General features: G+C 72.6%; 18 protein-coding genes. 8 read left to right on the top strand and 10 right to left on the bottom strand.

All coding sequences use genetic code 11. The features are described 5' to 3' along the window. The first annotated feature begins 2 nt into the window (after nt 1–2). Complete coding sequence (locus tag ACGF3H_RS34915; protein ID WP_362486914.1) at nt 3–1,226, top strand: MFS transporter; 1,224 nt, start codon at nt 3–5, stop codon at nt 1,224–1,226. Nucleotides 1,227–1,263: 37 nt separating this feature from the next. On the opposite strand, the gene ACGF3H_RS34910 is transcribed toward ACGF3H_RS34915, so the two are convergent. After that, nucleotides 1,264–1,860, bottom strand: coding sequence for a suppressor of fused domain protein (locus ACGF3H_RS34910; protein ID WP_362486918.1), 597 nt, complete (start codon nt 1,858–1,860; stop codon nt 1,264–1,266). 538 nt (nt 1,861–2,398) lie between these two features. Here ACGF3H_RS34910 and ACGF3H_RS34905 point away from each other — a divergent pair. Next, entirely contained in the window at nt 2,399–3,514 is a 1,116-nt protein-coding gene (locus ACGF3H_RS34905) for a magnesium and cobalt transport protein CorA (protein WP_362486919.1), read from the top strand. Between the two features lie 33 nt (nt 3,515–3,547). Continuing rightward, the gene (locus ACGF3H_RS34900; protein ID WP_362486920.1) at nt 3,548–4,081 is read left to right on the top strand and encodes a hypothetical protein; all 534 of its coding nucleotides are present in this window, start codon (nt 3,548–3,550) and stop codon (nt 4,079–4,081) included. On the opposite strand, the gene ACGF3H_RS34895 is transcribed toward ACGF3H_RS34900, so the two are convergent. Beyond that, nucleotides 4,078–4,815, bottom strand: coding sequence for a hypothetical protein (locus ACGF3H_RS34895; protein ID WP_362486922.1), 738 nt, complete (start codon nt 4,813–4,815; stop codon nt 4,078–4,080). The two genes, ACGF3H_RS34900 and ACGF3H_RS34895, sit on opposite strands and share 4 nt — an antisense overlap. A gap of 210 nt (nt 4,816–5,025) precedes the next feature. Between ACGF3H_RS34895 and ACGF3H_RS34890 the strand changes: the two genes are divergently transcribed. The 3 genes from ACGF3H_RS34890 to ACGF3H_RS34880 are packed head-to-tail and all read left to right on the top strand — an operon-like array spanning nt 5,026 to nt 8,085. After that, nucleotides 5,026–6,318 (top strand): magnesium transporter MgtE N-terminal domain-containing protein, encoded by a 1,293-nt coding sequence (locus ACGF3H_RS34890; RefSeq protein ID WP_362486924.1) that lies wholly within the window; start codon nt 5,026–5,028, stop codon nt 6,316–6,318. Then, the gene (locus tag ACGF3H_RS34885) at nt 6,308–6,907 is read left to right on the top strand and encodes a DUF1003 domain-containing protein (RefSeq protein WP_362486926.1); all 600 of its coding nucleotides are present in this window, start codon (nt 6,308–6,310) and stop codon (nt 6,905–6,907) included. Before ACGF3H_RS34890 ends, ACGF3H_RS34885 begins: the two co-directional genes overlap by 11 nt. A gap of 44 nt (nt 6,908–6,951) precedes the next feature. Next, nucleotides 6,952–8,085 (top strand): Mrp/NBP35 family ATP-binding protein, encoded by a 1,134-nt coding sequence (locus tag ACGF3H_RS34880; RefSeq protein ID WP_362486928.1) that lies wholly within the window; start codon nt 6,952–6,954, stop codon nt 8,083–8,085. 67 nt (nt 8,086–8,152) lie between these two features. Here ACGF3H_RS34880 and ACGF3H_RS34875 read toward each other — a convergent pair whose 3' ends face one another. The 5 genes from ACGF3H_RS34875 to sigE all read right to left on the bottom strand — a co-directional run bounded on the left by ACGF3H_RS34875 (nt 8,153) and on the right by sigE (nt 13,591). Beyond that, on the bottom strand, nt 8,153–8,827 hold the full coding sequence (locus ACGF3H_RS34875; RefSeq protein WP_362486929.1) for a hypothetical protein: 675 nt from the start codon (nt 8,825–8,827) through the stop codon (nt 8,153–8,155). Between the two features lie 247 nt (nt 8,828–9,074). Continuing rightward, nucleotides 9,075–9,524 (bottom strand): sec-independent translocase, encoded by a 450-nt coding sequence (locus tag ACGF3H_RS34870; protein WP_362486931.1) that lies wholly within the window; start codon nt 9,522–9,524, stop codon nt 9,075–9,077. Between the two features lie 159 nt (nt 9,525–9,683). Continuing rightward, nucleotides 9,684–11,864: a trypsin-like peptidase domain-containing protein gene (locus ACGF3H_RS34865; RefSeq protein ID WP_362486933.1), complete on the bottom strand. Its 2,181-nt coding sequence runs from the start codon at nt 11,862–11,864 to the stop codon at nt 9,684–9,686. A 93-nt stretch (nt 11,865–11,957) separates the two neighbouring features. Beyond that, on the bottom strand, nt 11,958–12,923 hold the full coding sequence (locus tag ACGF3H_RS34860) for a zf-HC2 domain-containing protein (protein WP_362486935.1): 966 nt from the start codon (nt 12,921–12,923) through the stop codon (nt 11,958–11,960). Beyond that, a complete protein-coding gene (gene sigE / locus ACGF3H_RS34855) occupies nt 12,920–13,591 on the bottom strand; it encodes an RNA polymerase sigma factor SigE (RefSeq protein WP_362486937.1) in 672 nt (223 codons plus the stop codon). Before sigE ends, ACGF3H_RS34860 begins: the two co-directional genes overlap by 4 nt. Before the next feature lie 287 nt (nt 13,592–13,878). On the opposite strand from sigE, the gene ACGF3H_RS34850 reads away from it, so the two are divergent. Then, nucleotides 13,879–14,577: an O-methyltransferase gene (locus tag ACGF3H_RS34850; protein ID WP_308032459.1), complete on the top strand. Its 699-nt coding sequence runs from the start codon at nt 13,879–13,881 to the stop codon at nt 14,575–14,577. A gap of 148 nt (nt 14,578–14,725) precedes the next feature. On the opposite strand, the gene ACGF3H_RS34845 is transcribed toward ACGF3H_RS34850, so the two are convergent. Next, a complete protein-coding gene (locus ACGF3H_RS34845) occupies nt 14,726–14,893 on the bottom strand; it encodes a DUF3117 domain-containing protein (RefSeq protein ID WP_003966491.1) in 168 nt (55 codons plus the stop codon). A 350-nt stretch (nt 14,894–15,243) separates the two neighbouring features. On the opposite strand from ACGF3H_RS34845, the gene ACGF3H_RS34840 reads away from it, so the two are divergent. Then, a complete protein-coding gene (locus ACGF3H_RS34840; protein WP_362486939.1) occupies nt 15,244–16,047 on the top strand; it encodes an enoyl-CoA hydratase-related protein in 804 nt (267 codons plus the stop codon). A gap of 36 nt (nt 16,048–16,083) precedes the next feature. Here the strand turns inward: ACGF3H_RS34840 and ACGF3H_RS34835 are convergent, their stop codons facing one another. Together ACGF3H_RS34835 and ACGF3H_RS34830 are read right to left on the bottom strand one after the other, a co-directional pair. After that, nucleotides 16,084–16,668, bottom strand: a complete 585-nt coding sequence (locus ACGF3H_RS34835) for a DNA-3-methyladenine glycosylase I (protein ID WP_362486941.1) — start codon at nt 16,666–16,668, stop codon at nt 16,084–16,086. Further along, the gene (locus tag ACGF3H_RS34830) at nt 16,665–17,018 is read right to left on the bottom strand and encodes a DivIVA domain-containing protein (protein WP_362487228.1); all 354 of its coding nucleotides are present in this window, start codon (nt 17,016–17,018) and stop codon (nt 16,665–16,667) included. Before ACGF3H_RS34830 ends, ACGF3H_RS34835 begins: the two co-directional genes overlap by 4 nt. Nucleotides 17,019–17,158: the final 140 nt, after the last annotated feature.

Here is a 17,158-nt window from a genome sequence, read left to right as displayed (position 1 = left end):
CCATGGACCCTCTCGACGCGGGTGCGGGCGGCATCCTGCGGCAGCCCAAGGCGGTGTGGGCGACCGCCGGTGCGTCCGTCGTCGCCTTCATGGGCATCGGGCTCGTCGACCCGATCCTGCCGTCCATCGCCAAGGGTCTGGACGCGAGCGCCAGCCAGGTCTCCCTCCTGTTCACCTCGTACTTCCTGATCACGGCAGTCGCCATGCTGGTCACGGGCTTCGTCTCCAGCCGCATCGGCGGCCGCAAGACCCTGCTGCTCGGCCTGGCCTTCGTGGTGGTCTTCGCGGGCCTGGCCGGCACCTCCGACACCGTCGGCCAGCTCGTCGGCTACCGGGCCGGCTGGGGCCTCGGCAACGCGCTGTTCGTCTCGACCGCCCTCGCGGTCATCGTCGGCGCGGCGGCCGGCGGCAGCGCCGCGGCGATCCTGCTGTACGAGTCCGCCCTCGGCCTCGGCATGGCCTGCGGCCCGCTGCTGGGCGCGCTGCTCGGTGACGCCAGCTGGCGCTACCCGTTCTTCGGCACCGCGTTCCTGATGGCGATCGGCTTCCTGTGCATCACGGTGTTCCTGAAGGAGCAGCCGAAGCCGGCCCGCAAGACCTCGCTGCTGGACCCGATCAAGGCACTGGGCCACGGCGGTCTCGCCTCCGCCGCGATCTCGGCGTTCTTCTACAACTACACGTTCTTCACCGTGCTGGCCTTCACCCCGTTCGTGCTGAACATGACCCCGTACAAGTCCGGTGCCGTGTTCTTCGCCTGGGGCGTGCTGCTCGCCGTCTTCTCGGTCCTCGTGGCGCCGCGCATGCAGAAGCGGTTCGGGTCGCTGAAGGTGCTGGGCGGCTCGCTGGTGCTGCTCGCTGCCGACGTGCTGGTCCTCGGGTACGGCAACCACACCGCGGCGATCGTCTGCACCGTCCTGTCCGGTGCCTTCATCGGTGTGAACAACACGGTGTACACCGAACTGGCCCTCGGCGTGTCGGATGCACCGCGGCCGGTGGCGAGCGCCGGCTACAACTTCGTGCGCTGGTTCGCGGCGGCCGCCGCCCCGTACTTCGCGCCGAAGATCGAGGAGTGGACCGACATCCACATCCCGTTCGTGGTGGCCGCGGTCACCGCCGTCCTGGGCGCGGCCGTGGTCGCCGTACGGCGCCGTGCGCTCACCCACGAGGCCGAGGAGCTGGAGCCGAGGCACGCGGCCGAGGACGGGGTCACCGTCTTCGCCGACTGAGCCACGGCTCACAGGCGTTGGGCGTCGGTGAGACGCGTCACTCCAGCGGGACGGACCTGCGGGACGGATCCCGCAGGTCCGTCCCGTGCGTCAGCCAGCGCTCCTGGAGGGCCTGGGCGCCGTGCACCCGCTTCCAGGCGGCCTCGTTGGGCGTCATCGGCAGCAGCGGCAGGAACCGTACGGGATCCAGCGGGGCGTCCAGCTCCAGGTCCTCCACCAGGCCGCCCGGCTCGGCGACCAGCACCGAGGTGAACGGGGCGCCGGGCCACAGCGGCTCCCCGACGTCCAGGGACGCACCCGGCGCCACGACGACGCCCTCCACCTGCGGGGACGCGGCGAGCACGGCCAGCGGCCGGAGCACCTTGCCGGTGTCGGCGAGACCCGCCCGGACGGAGAGGAGCAGTTCGGCGCGCGGGCCCTTGACCGGGTCGGCGAGCACGGCCGTGGGGTCGGCCATGGGCTGCGCGGACATGCCGAGGGTGGCGTAGCGGACGATGTCGCCCTCCGGGCCGCCGCCGGGGAAGCGCAGCACCTCGATACGGTCGGCGCCGAGGAAGGTGACCGCCGCGCGCGCGTCCGGTTCGCCCAGTGCCGTACACAACCGGGCCTCGACCAGAGGAAGAACATCAGCCATGCGGCGAGCATAGAACTCGTCAGTACGCGGCAAAGCGGCACCTTGACACGTCGAGTCACTGGTACTCTGGGCCAGCGGTTTTGGGGCAGCACGCAGCTGGGGTCTTCTCCCAGTCCCTCCAGGCTCTGGGGGATTCGCGATCACGGCCCCGACGCTGAGAACACTCCCCTACGGGGAACCCCTCCAAACAGGGGTATGGATCGTCCCTCACGAGGGACCGGCCGGAGGAGGTGGGCGGCATGGACCGAAGTCGACCGTGCAGTACCACTCGCTCTTCCGGCCGCTGACGCAGCTGCTCCGGTTCTTCCCGCCGCCGCTTCCTGCTCGCGCGCTTCTCCTCGGAAGAGCACTTCGTCTCGTTTTGCCTGATCTGCCTGCCTGCAACAGCAGCGCTGAATCAGCAGTGAAGCCGGCCACCGCGACGGTGCGGTGCCCCCCGCTTTGTGGACGCGCCGAGCACGCGTGATCTGGACGTCCTCATTCCGGGTGGTTCCACCCCTCGCCGGCACGCTCGCTGCCCGTCGCGAAGGAGCCCGCCATGTCGATGATCCGTGACCTGCGCGCCGCGGTCCGCCCGTCCCGCGTCTCGCTGCGCAAGGACAACGGCGCCTACGACACCACCCGCGACCCGGGGACCACCTCCGCCGTCGTCGACTGCGCCGTCTACCGCGACGGCACGCGCGTCGAGACCGACGCGCCGCTGAGCCCGCACCAGGCTATGCGTCAGGTACGCCGCGACGGCGGATTCGTGTGGATCGGCCTGCACGAGCCCACCGAGGACGAATTCGCCGGGATCGCCCGGGAGTTCGGGCTGCACCCGCTGGCCGTGGAGGACGCCGTCCAGGCCCACCAGCGGCCCAAGCTGGAGCGCTACGACGATTCCCTGTTCACGGTCTTCAAGACCATCCACTACGTCGACCACGACGAGCTCACCGCGAACAGCGAGGTCGTCGAGACCGGCGAGGTCATGTGCTTCACCGGGCGGGACTTCTTCATCACCGTCCGGCACGGCGGGCAGGGCTCGCTGCGTGCGCTGCGGTGCCGGCTCCAGGAGGACCCCGAGCTGCTGCTCAAGGGCCCCTCCGCGGTGCTGCACGCCATCGCCGACCACGTCGTCGACGGCTACATCGCGGTCGCCGACGCGGTGCAGGACGACATCGACGAGGTCGAGACCGAGGTGTTCTCGCCGGGCCGCAAGGGCAGCCCGCGCGGCACCGACGCCGGCCGGATCTACCAACTCAAGCGCGAGGTGCTGGAGTTCAAGCGGGCGGTGGCACCGCTGCTGCGGCCCATGCAGCTGCTCAGCGAACGCCCGATGCGGCTGATCGACCCGGAGATCCAGAAGTACTTCCGGGACGTCGCCGACCACGTGGCGCGGGTGCAGGAGCAGGTCATCGGCTTCGACGAGCTGCTGAACTCCATCCTCCAGGCCAACCTGGCCCAGGCGTCCGTCGCGCAGAACGAGGACATGCGCAAGATCACCTCGTGGGCGGCGATCATCGCCGTGCCGACGATGGTGTGCGGGGTGTACGGCATGAACTTCGACTACATGCCGGAGACGCACTGGAAGTTCGGCTACCCGCTGGTCCTGTCGATCACGGTCGGCATCTGTCTGGGCATCCACCGCACGCTCAAGCGCAACGGCTGGCTCTGAACCCGTCCACGGGCTCGTGGATAGGCTGACCGCATGACAAGCGAGCTGCTCGACCAGGCCCTCGTCGAGGAGGCCACCAAGAAGTCCGGCCTCATCTGGGTCAGGGGCCCCGGCGTGCCCGCCCGTGCGCTGTGGCACGTCTGGCACGAGGGCGCGGCCTGCGTCGTCGGCGACGGGCCCGGCGAGCAGCCGCTGCCGGGCCTGGCCGACGGGGCCGCGGCCGAGGTGACGGTGCGCAGCAAGGACAAGGGGGGCCGGCTGGTCTCCTGGACGGCGAGGGTCGTGGAGCTGCCGTCGGGGTCCGAGGCGTGGCAGGCCGCGGTCGCCGACCTCAAGGGCAAGCGGCTGAACGCCCCGGACGGCGAGGCGATGACCGGCCGCTGGGCCCGTGAGTGCCGGGTGCTGCGTCTGGAGCCGACGGGGACGGTCGCACCGCTGCCCGACGGCTCGCTGGCCGAGGCACCGCTGCCCAGCCCGGCGACGACACGCGGACCCGTCCCGGCGGGGCTGCCACGCCTGCTGCTGAAGCGCCGGAAGAAGAGCCGCCGCGGCCAGGACAGGGCCTAGGACGTCGGCAGCTGCTTGCCGTAGTCCAGGGTGTCGTCCTTGGCCGGTGCCGTGAGCCCGAAGTCCTTGTTCCAGTCCGAGAAGCTGAGCGTGCCCGCGCTGCCCGCCCGCATCAGCCGCAGTGGATAGGGCGTGCCCTTCAGGGAGACGTCCAGCGAGCCGCCGGAGCCCTGGTCGCCGGTGATGCGGACGGTGCGCACGCCCGCCTGCTCGTGCCGGCCGTCCGTCTCCACCGTGCCGTGCAGGGTCAGCAGCCCGTCGAGGAGGACGTCCTTGTCCGTGAAGCCGCTGAACTTCTGGTACGCGGGGTCGCCCTCCGGCACCTTCACGTACTTGCCGGCCAGCTTCTCCGCGGCCGCGGCGTCGCCGCCGTCGTGGCTCCAGAAACCGGCGTCGGCCTTGAGGAAGAGCTGGTCACCGACCCGCAGCAGCCGGAAGGTCGCTCCCTCGGCGGCGACCGAACCGGTGCCGCCGTCGGACTTCAGGCGCATGTCCAAGGTGTACGTGCTGCCGCCGGCGGCCACGGTCCCGTGCAGCCGGACCGCGCGGGCGGAAGCGGCGGCCGCCCGCGTCCTGGCCTGGATCTGCTCGGCCGGGAGCTTGCCCACCCCGTTGGTGCCCGCGTCCGGGTCCTCGCTGCTGCATCCCGTCAGCCCCGCCCCCGTCACGGCCAGGGCGCACAGCGCTCCCAGCCAGGCGGCCCTGCGGAATCGGCGCCGGGGAGTCACGGTCACAGGTGGGCTGCCTTTCCGACGGAGATCCAAGCGGCTACCGCAGCGTACCGGGGCCGGGGGCGGTGATCGGAGCCAGTCCGTCCGGACCGGCCGCCAGGGCGGAGCTCTTCGGGACGGGCTAGCCTGAAGGCCGTCCGAGCGGGCAATTCGGAAAAGAGACACAGTACGAAACTCCTCTCACGGACTGACCGACGAAAAGGAGCCGCGGCCATGGCAGCGGGCGCCCCCCGGATCTTCGTCTCGCACCTCTCCGGCATCGCCGTCTTCGACCCGGCCGGCGACCAGGTGGGGCGGGTGCGCGACCTGGTCGTCATGCTCCGCGTCGGCCGCAAGCCCCCGCGGGTTCTCGGTCTGGTCGTCGAACTGTCCACGCGCCGCCGCATCTTCCTGCCGATGACCCGGGTCACCGGGGTCGATTCCGGCCAGGTGATCACGACCGGGGTGCTCAACGTGCGGCGCTTCGAGCAGCGGCCCACCGAGCGTCTCGTCTTCGGCGAGCTCCTCGACCGGCGGGTGACGCTGACCGAGGACGGCGAGGAGGCCACCGTCCTGGACCTGTCGGTGCAGCAGCTGCCGGCCCGCCGGGACTGGGAGATCGACAAGGTCTTCGTCCGCAAGGGCAAGAAGGGCGGCGCCTTCCGGCGCAACAAGGGCGAGACGCTGACCGTCGAGTGGTCCGGCGTCACCGGCTTCTCCGTGGAGGAGCAGGGGCAGGGCGCCGAGAACCTGCTGGCCACCTTCGAGCAGCTGCGTCCCGCCGACCTCGCCAACGTCCTGCACCACCTGTCCGCCAAGCGCCGCGCCGAGGTGGCCGCCGCCCTCGACGACGACCGCCTGGCCGACGTGCTGGAGGAGCTGCCCGAGGACGACCAGATCGAGATCCTCGGCAAGCTCAAGGAGGAACGCGCCGCGGACGTGCTGGAGGCGATGGACCCCGACGACGCGGCCGACCTGCTCGGCGAGCTGCCCGAGGCCGACAAGGAGCGGCTGCTGAGCCTGATGCAGCCCGGCGACGCGGCCGACATGCGGCGCCTGATGGCGTACGAGGAGCACACGGCCGGCGGGCTGATGACGACCGAGCCGATCGTGCTGCGGCCCGACGCCACCGTCGCGGACGCCCTCGCCCGCATCCGCAACCCCGACCTGTCGCCGGCGCACGCCGCGCAGATCTACGTCTGCCGCCCGCCCGAGGAGACCCCGACCGGCAAGTACCTGGGGACGGTCCACTTCCAGCGCCTGCTGCGCGACCCCCCGTACACGCTGGTCGGCTCGATCCTCGACGACGACCTCCAGCCCCTGGAGCCGGACGCCGCACTGCCCGTGGTCGCCGGGTTCTTCGCCGCGTACGACATGGTCGCGGCGCCGGTCGTCGACGATTCCGGGTCGCTGCTGGGCGCGGTCACCGTGGACGACGTCCTGGACCACATGCTGCCCGACGACTGGCGGGAGACCGAGTACCACCTGGAGGAGTCGGCGGGGGAGGCGAGCGGCGATGGTGCCTGAGCGCGAGACCACGACCCGTGAGCGTGCCGCGTCGGGGGCCACGGCCGCCTCCCGCACCCGGACCCGCCTCGACCAGCCCCGTCCGCCGCGCCGCAGGCTGTTGCCCGAGTGGGACCCGGAGTCCTTCGGCAGGCTGTCGGAGCGCGTCGCGCGCTTCCTCGGCACCGGGCGGTTCATCGTCTGGATGACGGTCGTCATCATCCTGTGGGTGGTGTGGAACGTGTCGGCGCCGAGCGGCCTGCGCTTCGACGAGTACCCGTTCATCTTCCTGACCCTGATGCTGTCGCTCCAGGCCTCCTACGCCGCCCCGCTGATCCTGCTCGCGCAGAACCGGCAGGACGACCGGGACCGCGTCAACCTGGAGCAGGACCGCAAGCAGAACGAGCGGTCGATCGCCGACACCGAGTACCTGACCCGGGAGATCGCCGCGCTGCGCATCGGCCTCGGCGAGGTCGCGACGCGGGACTGGATCCGCTCCGAGCTCCAGGACCTGATCAAGGAGATGGAGGAGCGGCAGGACGGCCACCACCGCGGTGAGGGGGTATTCCCGGCAGATCGGTCCGCCGGGCGTGACGTACACGACCGCTGACGGGGCTTTCCGCACCCCGTGGGCGGCGCCGTACCATCGTGTCTATGGCTACGGAAGACGCGGTGCGCGAGGCACTGGCGACGGTGAACGACCCCGAGATCAACCGGCCCATCACCGAGCTCGGGATGGTCAAGTCGGTGGGGATCGGCGCGGACGGAGCGGTCGCGGTCGCCGTGTACCTGACGGTCTCCGGCTGTCCCATGCGGGACACCATCACCCAGCGGGTGACCGACGCCGTCTCCCGGGTCGAGGGCGTCACGCGGGTCGACGTCGAGCTGGACGTGATGAGCGACGAGCAGCGCCGTGAGCTGGCCTCCGCGCTGCGCGGCGGCCAGACCGAGCGCGAGGTCCCCTTCGCCAAGCCCGGCAGTCTGACCCGGGTGTACGCGGTCGCCTCCGGCAAGGGCGGCGTCGGCAAGTCGTCGGTGACGGTGAACCTGGCGGCGGCGATGGCGGCCGACGGCCTCAAGGTCGGCGTCGTCGACGCCGACATCTACGGCCACTCCGTGCCGCGCATGCTGGGCGCCGACGGGCGTCCCACCCAGGTCGAGAACATGATCATGCCGCCTTCGGCCAACGGGGTGAAGGTCATCTCGATCGGCATGTTCACCCCGGGCAACGCGCCGGTCGTCTGGCGCGGCCCGATGCTGCACCGCGCCCTCCAGCAGTTCCTGGCGGACGTGTACTGGGGCGACCTGGACGTCCTGCTTCTCGACCTGCCGCCCGGCACCGGTGACATCGCGATCTCCGTGGCGCAGCTCGTCCCCAACGCCGAGATCCTCGTCGTGACGACCCCTCAGCAGGCCGCCGCCGAGGTGGCGGAGCGGGCCGGCGCGATCGCCGTGCAGACCCACCAGAAGATCGTCGGCGTGGTCGAGAACATGTCCGGCCTGCCCTGCCCGCACTGCGGCGAGATGGTCGACGTGTTCGGCACGGGCGGCGGTCAGGCGGTCGCCGACGGCCTGACCCGCACGACCGGCGCCTCGGTCCCGGTCCTCGGCTCCATCCCGATCGACGTCCGCCTGCGCGAGGGCGGCGACGAGGGCAAGCCCGTGGTCCTGTCCGACCCGGAGTCCCCGGCGGGCGCGGCCCTGCGTGCCATCGCGGGCAAGCTGGGCGGCCGTCAGCGCGGCCTGTCGGGCCTGTCGCTGGGGATCACGCCCAGGAACAAGTTCTGACCTCCCGTACGGCCATCGGGGCGCTGTCCTGGCGGACGGCGCCCCTCGTCGTACGCCCGGTCGCGGGTCAGCCGTCGTAGGCGGCGATGTCCTTGACCACCGAGAAGGCGAGCCCGTAGGCGCTCATGCCCCGTCCGTACGCCCCGAGGTGGACGCCGCGGTCGGTGGACCCGGCGAGCACCCAGCCGAACTCGGACTCCCGGTAGTGGAAGGACGTCGGCACGCCGTCGACGGGCAGGGACAGCGTCGTCCAGTCCTCCCCGTCGAGGTCGTCGGCGAGCACCCAGGCGGTCTCGGTCTGCTGCTCCAGCCAGTTGTCGCGCAGGGAGTGGTCCATCTGGCCGGGCCAGGTGAAGGACAGCAGTCCCACACCGGCGAGCCACGCCGCCGAGGACACCGAAGTGGCCTCCAGCAGACCCCTGCCGTCGGCGCTGCGCCGGTCGGGGTTGGCGGCCACCGTCACGACCACCGCGAACTTCTCCTTGGCGTCCTGCTCGTCGCCCGCCACGTGCTCGTTGCGCACCGACGGTTCGTCGCCGTGTCCGATCGAGCCGTGCTCCACGGCCCCGTCGGCCGCCGTGCCGACCTGCATCAGCCAGCGCCGCCCCGTGAACGCCTCGTCGAGGCCGTACCACGGGAAGTGCGCCCGCAGATAGCCGTCGACCGCGCGCCGGGCGGAGGGGACTGGTTGTCCGTCCTCCGCGGCCGGCGCCTGCGCGACCGCCGCGTTCGTCGTCTCCATGTGCCCGGACGCCTCCTCGCTCTCGTCGGAGCGGATCGGCCCACCCCCCTTCGGGCGCACTCGTCCGCTCCGCACAACAACTCGGCAGCATAGCCACACCACCGCGGACAGCCTGGAAAGCGCCCGGCGCGTGGGCCGGACCGGTGCCGTGATCAGGCCGTGTGCGACCGGTTCGGAGTATGAGACGCGTCACGTACGGCGGTGGCGCGGGGGCCCGTCCCGCCGTGCGGCGGCCGGCTCGCCGGGCTCAGGTGGCGTCGGCGTCGAACGGCGGGCGTTCGTCGCGAGCGGGGGCCTCGGGCTTGTTCGCCATGTCGATCTTCTTGGACATGTCGATGGCCCCGCCCGAGGAGGTGGACGACGACGTCTCCGACTCGCGGCCGTGGACCGCGTCGGCGACCTCGGCCATCTCCTTCTTCATGTCGAAGCCGTTGCGGATCTCCTTGAGACCCAGCTCGTCGTTGTCCAGCTGCTTGCGGATGAACGTCTTGGGGTTGAGGTCCTCGAACTCGAAGTCCTTGAACTCGGGGCCCAGCTCCTCCCGGATGTCCCGCTTGGCGCTGTCCGAGAACTCCCGGATCTTCCGGATGGTCCGCGTCACGTCCTGGATGACCTTGGGGAGCTTGTCCGGGCCGAACACGAGCACGGCGAGGACGACGAGCGTCACCAGCTCGAGTGCGCCTATGTCATTGAACACCTGAAGCTCCTTGGGATGTCCGGGCCGCAACCACGGTACCCGCCGACCCTGCCCGGCCGGTACCGTCCCGTGACCACTGGCCGCGCGTATGCGAGCGCTTTCCCGATTGTTTGCCTTCCTGGCCCCGTTTCCTGGCCGTATGTCGGCCTGTCCGGCGGTTCAGCCTCCGTCGGAGGAGCCGAGCACCAACGAGACGTTCGTCTCCCTGCCCTGGCGCTCCACGGTCAGCTCCAGGCGGTCGCCGGGGCGGTGGGCGCGGGTCTTGACGATGAGTTCCTCACCGGAGTGCACGCGTCGGCCGTCGACCTCGGTGATCACGTCCCCGGCCTTGAGGCCGGCGTCGGCGCCGGGTCCGCCCGCGGTGACCGGGGGGCCGCCGTCACTGCCCTGGTTGCCGACGCGGGCGCCGTCGCCGGCGTAGGCCATGTCGAGGGTGATGCCGATGACCGGGTGCGTCGCCCGGCCCGTGTTGATCAGCTCCTCGGCGACGCGCTTGCCCTGGTTGACGGGGATGGCGAAGCCGAGGCCTATGGAGCCGGCCTGGCCGCCGTCGGACTCGGCGCCGCCGCCGTCGGCGGACCGGATGGCGGAGTTGATGCCGATGGCCCGGCCCTGGGCGTCCAGGAGGGGGCCGCCGGAGTTGCCGGGGTTGATGGGCGCGTCGGTCTGCAGCGCGTCGACGTACGACACGTCGCTGCCGTCGCTCTCCTCGCCGCCCGCCGTGATGGGCCGCTCCTTGGCGCTGATGATGCCCGAGGTGACGGTGCCGGCCAGGTCGAAGGGGGCGCCGATGGCGACGACCGGGTCGCCGACCTGCACGTTGTCGGAGTTGCCGAGCGGCATGGGGGTGAGTCCCTCGACGCCCTTCACCTTCACCACCGCGAGGTCGTATCCGCTGTCCCGTCCGACGACCGTGGCCTCGGCGGTGTCGCCGCTGTTGAAGGTCACCGTGATCTCGCCGCCCTCTCCGGCGGGCTCGACGACGTGGTTGTTGGTGAGGATGTGGCCGCGCCCGTCGAGGACGAAGCCCGTGCCGGTGCCCGCCGCGTCGCTGCCGCTCACGTGCAGCGTCACCACGCTGGGCAGGGCCCGCGCGGCGATCCCGGCGACGCTGTCCGGGGCCCGGTCGGCCGGTTCCCGGCCGGCCTGCGGCAGCTCCACGGTGCCGGTGCCGCCGTGGCGCTCCAGGTACGCCCCTACGGCGCCGCCGACGCCGCCGGCGACCACGGCGATCAGCACGACGCCGACGACGACCCCTCGCCGGGCCCGCTTACGCCGCCGCTCGCGTGTCCCGACGGCGGCGCCGTTCTCCTGGAGCGGACCGGCCGCCGCCACGGCCCACGGGTCGTACCGCCGCCAGGGGTCGGGCGCGGGGGCGTCCCCGGGGTGCGGGGACGGGGCGGTCGCGCCGGGCGCGGTGGGCGTGCCCGCGGCCGGCGTGCCTGCGGCCGGCGCCAGGGGGGCCGTCGGCGGGTGCTGGGGCAGGGGGGCGTCCGCGGCCGGTGTGCCCGCGGTCGGCGCCAGGGGGGCCGTCGGCGGGTGCTGGAGCAGCGGGGCGGGCGGCGGGGCGTCCGCGTAGGCGGGGTCGGGCACCGGGGCACCGGCGGGCGTCGCCGGCCCTGCGGGCGCCGGGGGCGCCGTCGTGCCGTGGGCCGGCGTCGCCACCGGGTGCTGGACCGGCGGGGCGGGAGCCCAGGGGCCGGGCTCGCCGTACGGCGGAGTGCTGTAGGGATCGGGGTCGTGCAGCGGCCCGGGCCGCTCGGTGACGGGCGCGGAGGCGGGTATGCCGTCGGCGCGGGGGTCGCCGGGAGCGGGGGCGCCGGGGGCCTCCGGGGCGGCGGCACAGGCATCGGCAGCCGCGCCGGTGCCGGGGGCGTCCGGGGCGAGCGGAGGGACGGCGGCCACCGCGTCGGGGCCGGGGGCGTTCGGAGCGGGGGGAGGGACGGCGGCCACCGCGTCGGGGCCGGAGCCGTCCGAGGCGAGCGGAGGGACGGCGGCCACCGCGTCGGGGCCGGAGGCGACCGGGGGTGGGGTGCCGTCGGCGGGGACCGCGTCGGGGGTGGGGCGTGGCTCCGGGATCGGGGCGGTGGCGGGGTCCGGCGTCGGTTCGCCGGGGCGCGCCGCGGGGCCGTCCAGTTCGTAGTCGCCGTCGTGGTCACGCTCGGCGGCCGCCCGCGGCGCATCGGGGCGCGCCAGCGGGAAGTCGCCCTCGTCGGGCTCGGCGTCGCCGGTGCCGTGGGCCGCACGGGGCCGTGCCAGTTCGAAGTCCCCGTCGGAGCCGTCCCCGGACGGGCGAGGACGGCTCCACCATTTCGCCTTCGTGGGCTTCCCCTCGTTCATGCTCTCCCCGCACCTGGCCGCAGATCGTCGGCTCCAAGGGCTCTGGCGCCAACCCGGATTCAATCAGGTCCGGGTGCCGGCGCGCAGATCCCCTCAGGGGGCCGGACGGTGGGACGCGGTGGGAAGCGCCGAGGCCCGGGGGGAGGAGAGCGGATCGGGGGCGGGTGCGGTGAACAGACCGGGCGGTTCGACCACGGACTGCGACGGCCAGGCGGCCAGGGCGAGCGGCGGAACCGCGTCCAGCGGCCGTATCAGCGGGGACACCGCGACCGCGCCGACCGTGACCGGCGTGGTCAGGGCCCGCACGGCCTGCTGCCGTGGGTCGGCGACCGCGGGGGCCGGCAGGCCGGGCAGCAGCGGCGCGGACACCTCCGTCGGGGCCGCAAGGGTCTCGGACGCCCGCTGGCCCTGGGCCTGTCCGAGCAGCGGGCCGAGCGAGCGGCGGCGCTGGTTCTCCGGCGTCTTGCTCGCTCCCGCGCCCTGGGTGCCCAGCGGCGTCACATTGCTGCCGGTGCCGGAACCCCGGGCCTCCGTGGTGGTGTCGGGCGTGCCGAGGGTGACACCGCCCAGCGCGATCGCGGCCAGCGACACCGCCCCCGCGGCGACGAACGCGAACCGCATCCCGCGCGAGGCCGACCGCTCCGACTCGTGCCGGGTCACGTCGTGGATCCGGAAACCCCGGTCCGCCGGCGAGGACGACAGCGGGGAGGAGTGCGGGCGGGCGGGAACGTAACCGAACTCGAACTTCCCGGGCATCGGGTCGGAGAAGCCTCCGCCACTCAGCGGCGAGCCGTGCCCGTCCGTGTCGCCGCCGCCCGGCAGCCCTTGGAGGCGGGCCAGGAAGCTCTCGGACGGGGCCGGCGGGGCGGCGGCCGCGAAGACGTTCTTCAAACGGCGCTGCGCGTCGACCTCCGCCTTGCACTTCGGGCAGGTCGCCACGTGCGCCAGCACGCGCTCACGCGCGTCGTGACCGAGCTCTCCGTCCACGAGGGCCGAGAGTCGGTCTCCCAGGTGCTGCTCCGCGAGGTGTCCCTCCGGTTTCGGCCGTGACCCACTCACGCGCTCGTGCCCCCTCCTCCCAGTGCGGGAACACGGGCCACGAAGGAGCGGCGCTCGGCGCGGGCCTGCGGGGAGCGGTGCGCGAGGGCCTTGCGCAGCTGGGAGCGGCCCCGGTGGATGCGGGAGCGGACGGTGCCGAGCTTGACGCCGAGGGTCGCGGCGATCTCCTCGTACGACAGCCCCTCGATGTCGCACAGCACGACGGCCGCGCGGAACTCGGGGGCGAGGGTGTCCAGCGCCTGCTGGACGTCCGCGTCGAAGTGGGCGTCGTGGAAGACCTGCTGCGGGTTCGGCTCCTTGCTGGGCAGCCGCTCGGCCGCGTCGTCGCCGAGCGCGTCGAAGCGGATGCGCTGCTTGCGGCGCACCATGTCCAGGAACAGATTGGTGGTGATGCGGTGCAGCCAGCCCTCGAAGGTGCCCGGCGTGTAGGTCGACAGGGACCGGAAGACTCGGACGAAGACCTCCTGGGTGAGGTCCTCGGCGTCGTGCTGGTTACCGGTGAGGCGGTAGGCGAGGCGGTAGACCCGGCCGCTGTGCGTGCTGACGATCTCCTCCCAGGTGGGCGGAGTCCACGCCTGCCCGTCCGCGTCGCTGGTGAAGGTCGCGGTCTGGGCGGGTCCTGAGGCAGGACCAGTGGCGTGGCTGTGGTCAGCAGCGGTGTCGTTCACGGATTTCGGCCTGCCCGCCGATCCGAGAAAGCGCCGCAGCACTCCTCCCCGATCCACAGGTACGGCCGCACCTCCCCTGTCGGCTCTGGTGGTGTCCAGTGGAGCCCCTACCATAGCCACCTCGCCCGTTAGCTCCGGATAAGCGGTTTTACGAGAATTTGATCTGAGCTGGTACCGCTCGTACGGCTGCGTCAGCACTTGCTCGGTGCCCCTGCCCATCCGCTGCCCCCGTCGCCGTACCGACCGCTCTGCCGTGTCTTCCCGTACCCCTTTAAACGACCGGTCCCATCTGCGGGTTCCCGACGCCAACGGATACAGTCACGCCGAGGCAACGACGGGGACAGGAGAGGGTCATTACCGGCAACCGGCAGACGAGCTGGGCGTTCGCCGACGCCTATGTCGCCGAGGACGACGCGCTGCGCTGGGCGCGCGACCGGGCCTGCGAGGCGGGCCTGCGCTCGGTGACGCCCGGCACGGGGTCGGCGCTCGGGTTGCTCGCCGCCGCCGTGGACGCCAAGGCGGTCGCGGAGATCGGTACCGGCTGCGGCGTGTCGGGGATCCACCTGCTGCAGGGCATGCGGCCGGACGGGGTCCTGACCACCGTCGACCCGGAGCCGGAGCACCAGCAGTTCGCCCGGCAGGCCTTCCGGGCCGCGGGGTTCGCCAGCAACAGGGCCCGCTTCATCCCGGGCCGCGCCCTGGACGTCCTGCCCCGGCTGGCGGACGCCGGCTACGACCTCGTCTTCTGCGACGGCGACCGGCTGGAGTACCTGGACTACCTCGCCGAATCGTTGCGCCTGCTGCGCCCAGGGGGCCTCGTCGCCTTCGAGGGTGTCTTCGGGACCGGCAGGACGATCGACTCCGGACCGCAGCCCACCGAGGTGCTGCGGCTGCGGGAGGTGCTGCGCGCGGTGCGGGAGAGTCAGGAACTGGTGCCGTCGTTGCTGCCGGTGGGCGACGGGCTGCTGTGCGCGGTGAAGCGGTAGCCCGGCGCGGGGAAGCGGTGACAGGCCTTCGGGAAAAGCGGCGAAACCGTCCGGGGACATCCCGGAAAGCAGGAGAGAACCGGGAAAACAATCGCCCCGGCACCAGGTACGGCACCGGGGCGACTGAACGGGTATGGTCGCTTGCGCGTCAGCCGACGACCTTCTTGAGGGCGTCGCCGAGCGCGTCGGCCTCGTCGGGGGTCAGCTCGACGACGAGTCGACCGCCGCCTTCGAGCGGAACGCGCATGACGATGCCCCGCCCCTCCTTGGTCACCTCGAGCGGGCCATCGCCCGTCCGCGGCTTCATGGCCGCCATGCTCGTTCCCCTTCCTGATACCAGCTCACCGTCACCGCCGACGGCCCGTGAGGGCACGCGCAGTCCGGCTTGGACGCGCGACACCGGCATCGAACACATTGCTTCCCAGCCATTATCCCGCATCCCAGGACCCGATGACCAACATCGGTCGGCATCGCTTGGGCAACGCGCGCGAGCAAAACCACTCAATTCGGCGATGTGACTGCGATACTGCGCGCCCCGCCCCACTCCGACCGAATGGATACGGACCGGAATTCTTTGACGGAGGTCACACCCCCGCGGCGGTCCGCCGCCGGTGATCTCCGTCATGCTGTCCTGCAGACACAAGCCGCGACGCGGAGGGGATATCCATGGCCGACACCGTGCTCTACGAGGTGAGCGACGGGCTCGCGACGATCACGCTGAACCGCCCCGAGGCGATGAACGCGCTGAACATCGAGACCAAGATCGCGCTCCGGGACGTGGTGCGCGCCGCCGCGGCGGACGGCGCCGTGCGCGCGGTGCTGCTGACGGCGGCCGGGGAGCGGGCGTTCTGCGTCGGCCAGGACCTCAAGGAGCACATCGGGCTGCTGGCCGCCGACCGGGAGACCGGCGAGGGCCGGACCATGAGCACGGTCCGCGAGCACTACAACCCGATCGTCCGGGCGCTGGCCGAGGCGCCCAAACCGGTCGTCGCCGCCGTGAACGGGGTGGCGGCCGGGGCGGGCTTCGGTTTCGCGCTCGCCGCCGACTACCGGATCGTCGCGGAGACGGCGGCGTTCAACACGTCGTTCGCGGGTGTCGCGCTGACCGCCGACTCGGGCGTCTCCTGGACGCTGCCGCGCGTGGTGGGCCCCGGGCGCGCCGCCGACCTGCTGCTGTTCCCGCGGAGCGTCAAGGCCCAGGAGGCGTACGAGCTGGGCATCGCCAACCGGGTCGTCCCGGCCGCCGACCTGCGCGCCGAGGCGGAGCGCACGGCACGGGCCCTGGCCGAGGGGCCGACGGTGGCCTACGCGGCGCTGAAGGAGTCGATGGCGTACGGGCTGACGCACTCGCTCTCCGAGACGCTGGAGAAGGAGGACGAGCTCCAGTCGCGGGCGGGGCAGTCGCAGGACCACGGCATCGCGGTGCGGGCCTTCGTCGACAAGGAGAAGCCGGTCTACCTGGGGCGCTGAGCCGGCCGCGGGCGGCGCGGGCGGGGTCCGCGCCGCTCAGGCCCGCCGGGCCACGCAGGTGGCCAGGTGGTCGTCGACCAGTCCGCACGCCTGCATCAGCGCGTACGCCGTCGTGGGGCCGACGAAGCGCAGGCCCCGCTTCTTCAGGGCCTTCGACAGGGCCGTCGACTCCGGGGTGACGGCCGGGACGTCGGCGAGGGTCTTCGGCACCGGGCGGCCGTCCGGGTCGGGGGCGTGGGACCAGATCAGCTCGTCCAGCTCGCCCGGGGCCCAGCCGGTCAGTACGCGCGCGTTGGCGAGGGTCGCGTCGACCTTGGCGCGGTTGCGGATGATGCCCGGGTCGGCGAGCAGCCGCTCGCGGTCCTCGTCGGTGAACTCGGCGACCGAGGCGATCTCGAAGTCCGCGAAGGCCGCGCGGAAGCCGGTGCGGCGGCGCAGGATGGTGATCCAGGACAGGCCGGACTGGAAGGCTTCCAGGCTGAGCCGCTCGAACAGGGCGTCGTCCCCGTGGACCGGGCGGCCCCATTCCTCGTCGTGGTACGTCACGTAGTCCGCGGTGGACAGGGCCCAGGGGCAGCGCAGCGCGCCGTCCGGGCCGGCGACGGCCTCACCGGCGCTCACTGCTGCTCCTCCTGGGCCGGCTTGTCCGGGCCGGCGTGGTGGGCGGCGGCCCGGGCGCCCGCCAGCGCGGACTCCAGGTCGGCGATGCGGGCGTCGCGCTCGGACAGCTCGGCGCCGAGGCGGCCGAGGGCGTCGTCGACGTCCGCCATGCGGTAGCCGCGCACGACGAGCGGGAAGCGGAGCCGCTCCACGTCCCCGCGGGCCACCGGCCGGTCCGGGGGCAGGGAGTCCCGCAGCTGCTCGGGGGCGGCCTCGGGCAGCGGTCCGCTGTCGCCGCCGCTCACCACGGCGAGCGTCACCGCGGCGACCACGACGGCGAGCGCGACGACGAGGAAGAGGAACATGACCATCGCTGGGGCCCCCATGGTCGGAACGAGCGCTGCGATCGCACGGTGCGTTCGACGGAGCGCGTCGGCTGATTGGATCGGAGTCGTTGTGTCGGGTCCGATCGTGCCATGCGAGTCTGACAGTCGGGATCGCAGGCGGTCGA

This window comes from Streptomyces sp. NPDC048185 (assembly GCF_043202495.1).
In the GTDB taxonomy this organism is placed as follows: domain Bacteria; phylum Actinomycetota; class Actinomycetes; order Streptomycetales; family Streptomycetaceae; genus Streptomyces.
This window is presented reverse-complemented; position numbering and strand designations above follow the sequence as displayed.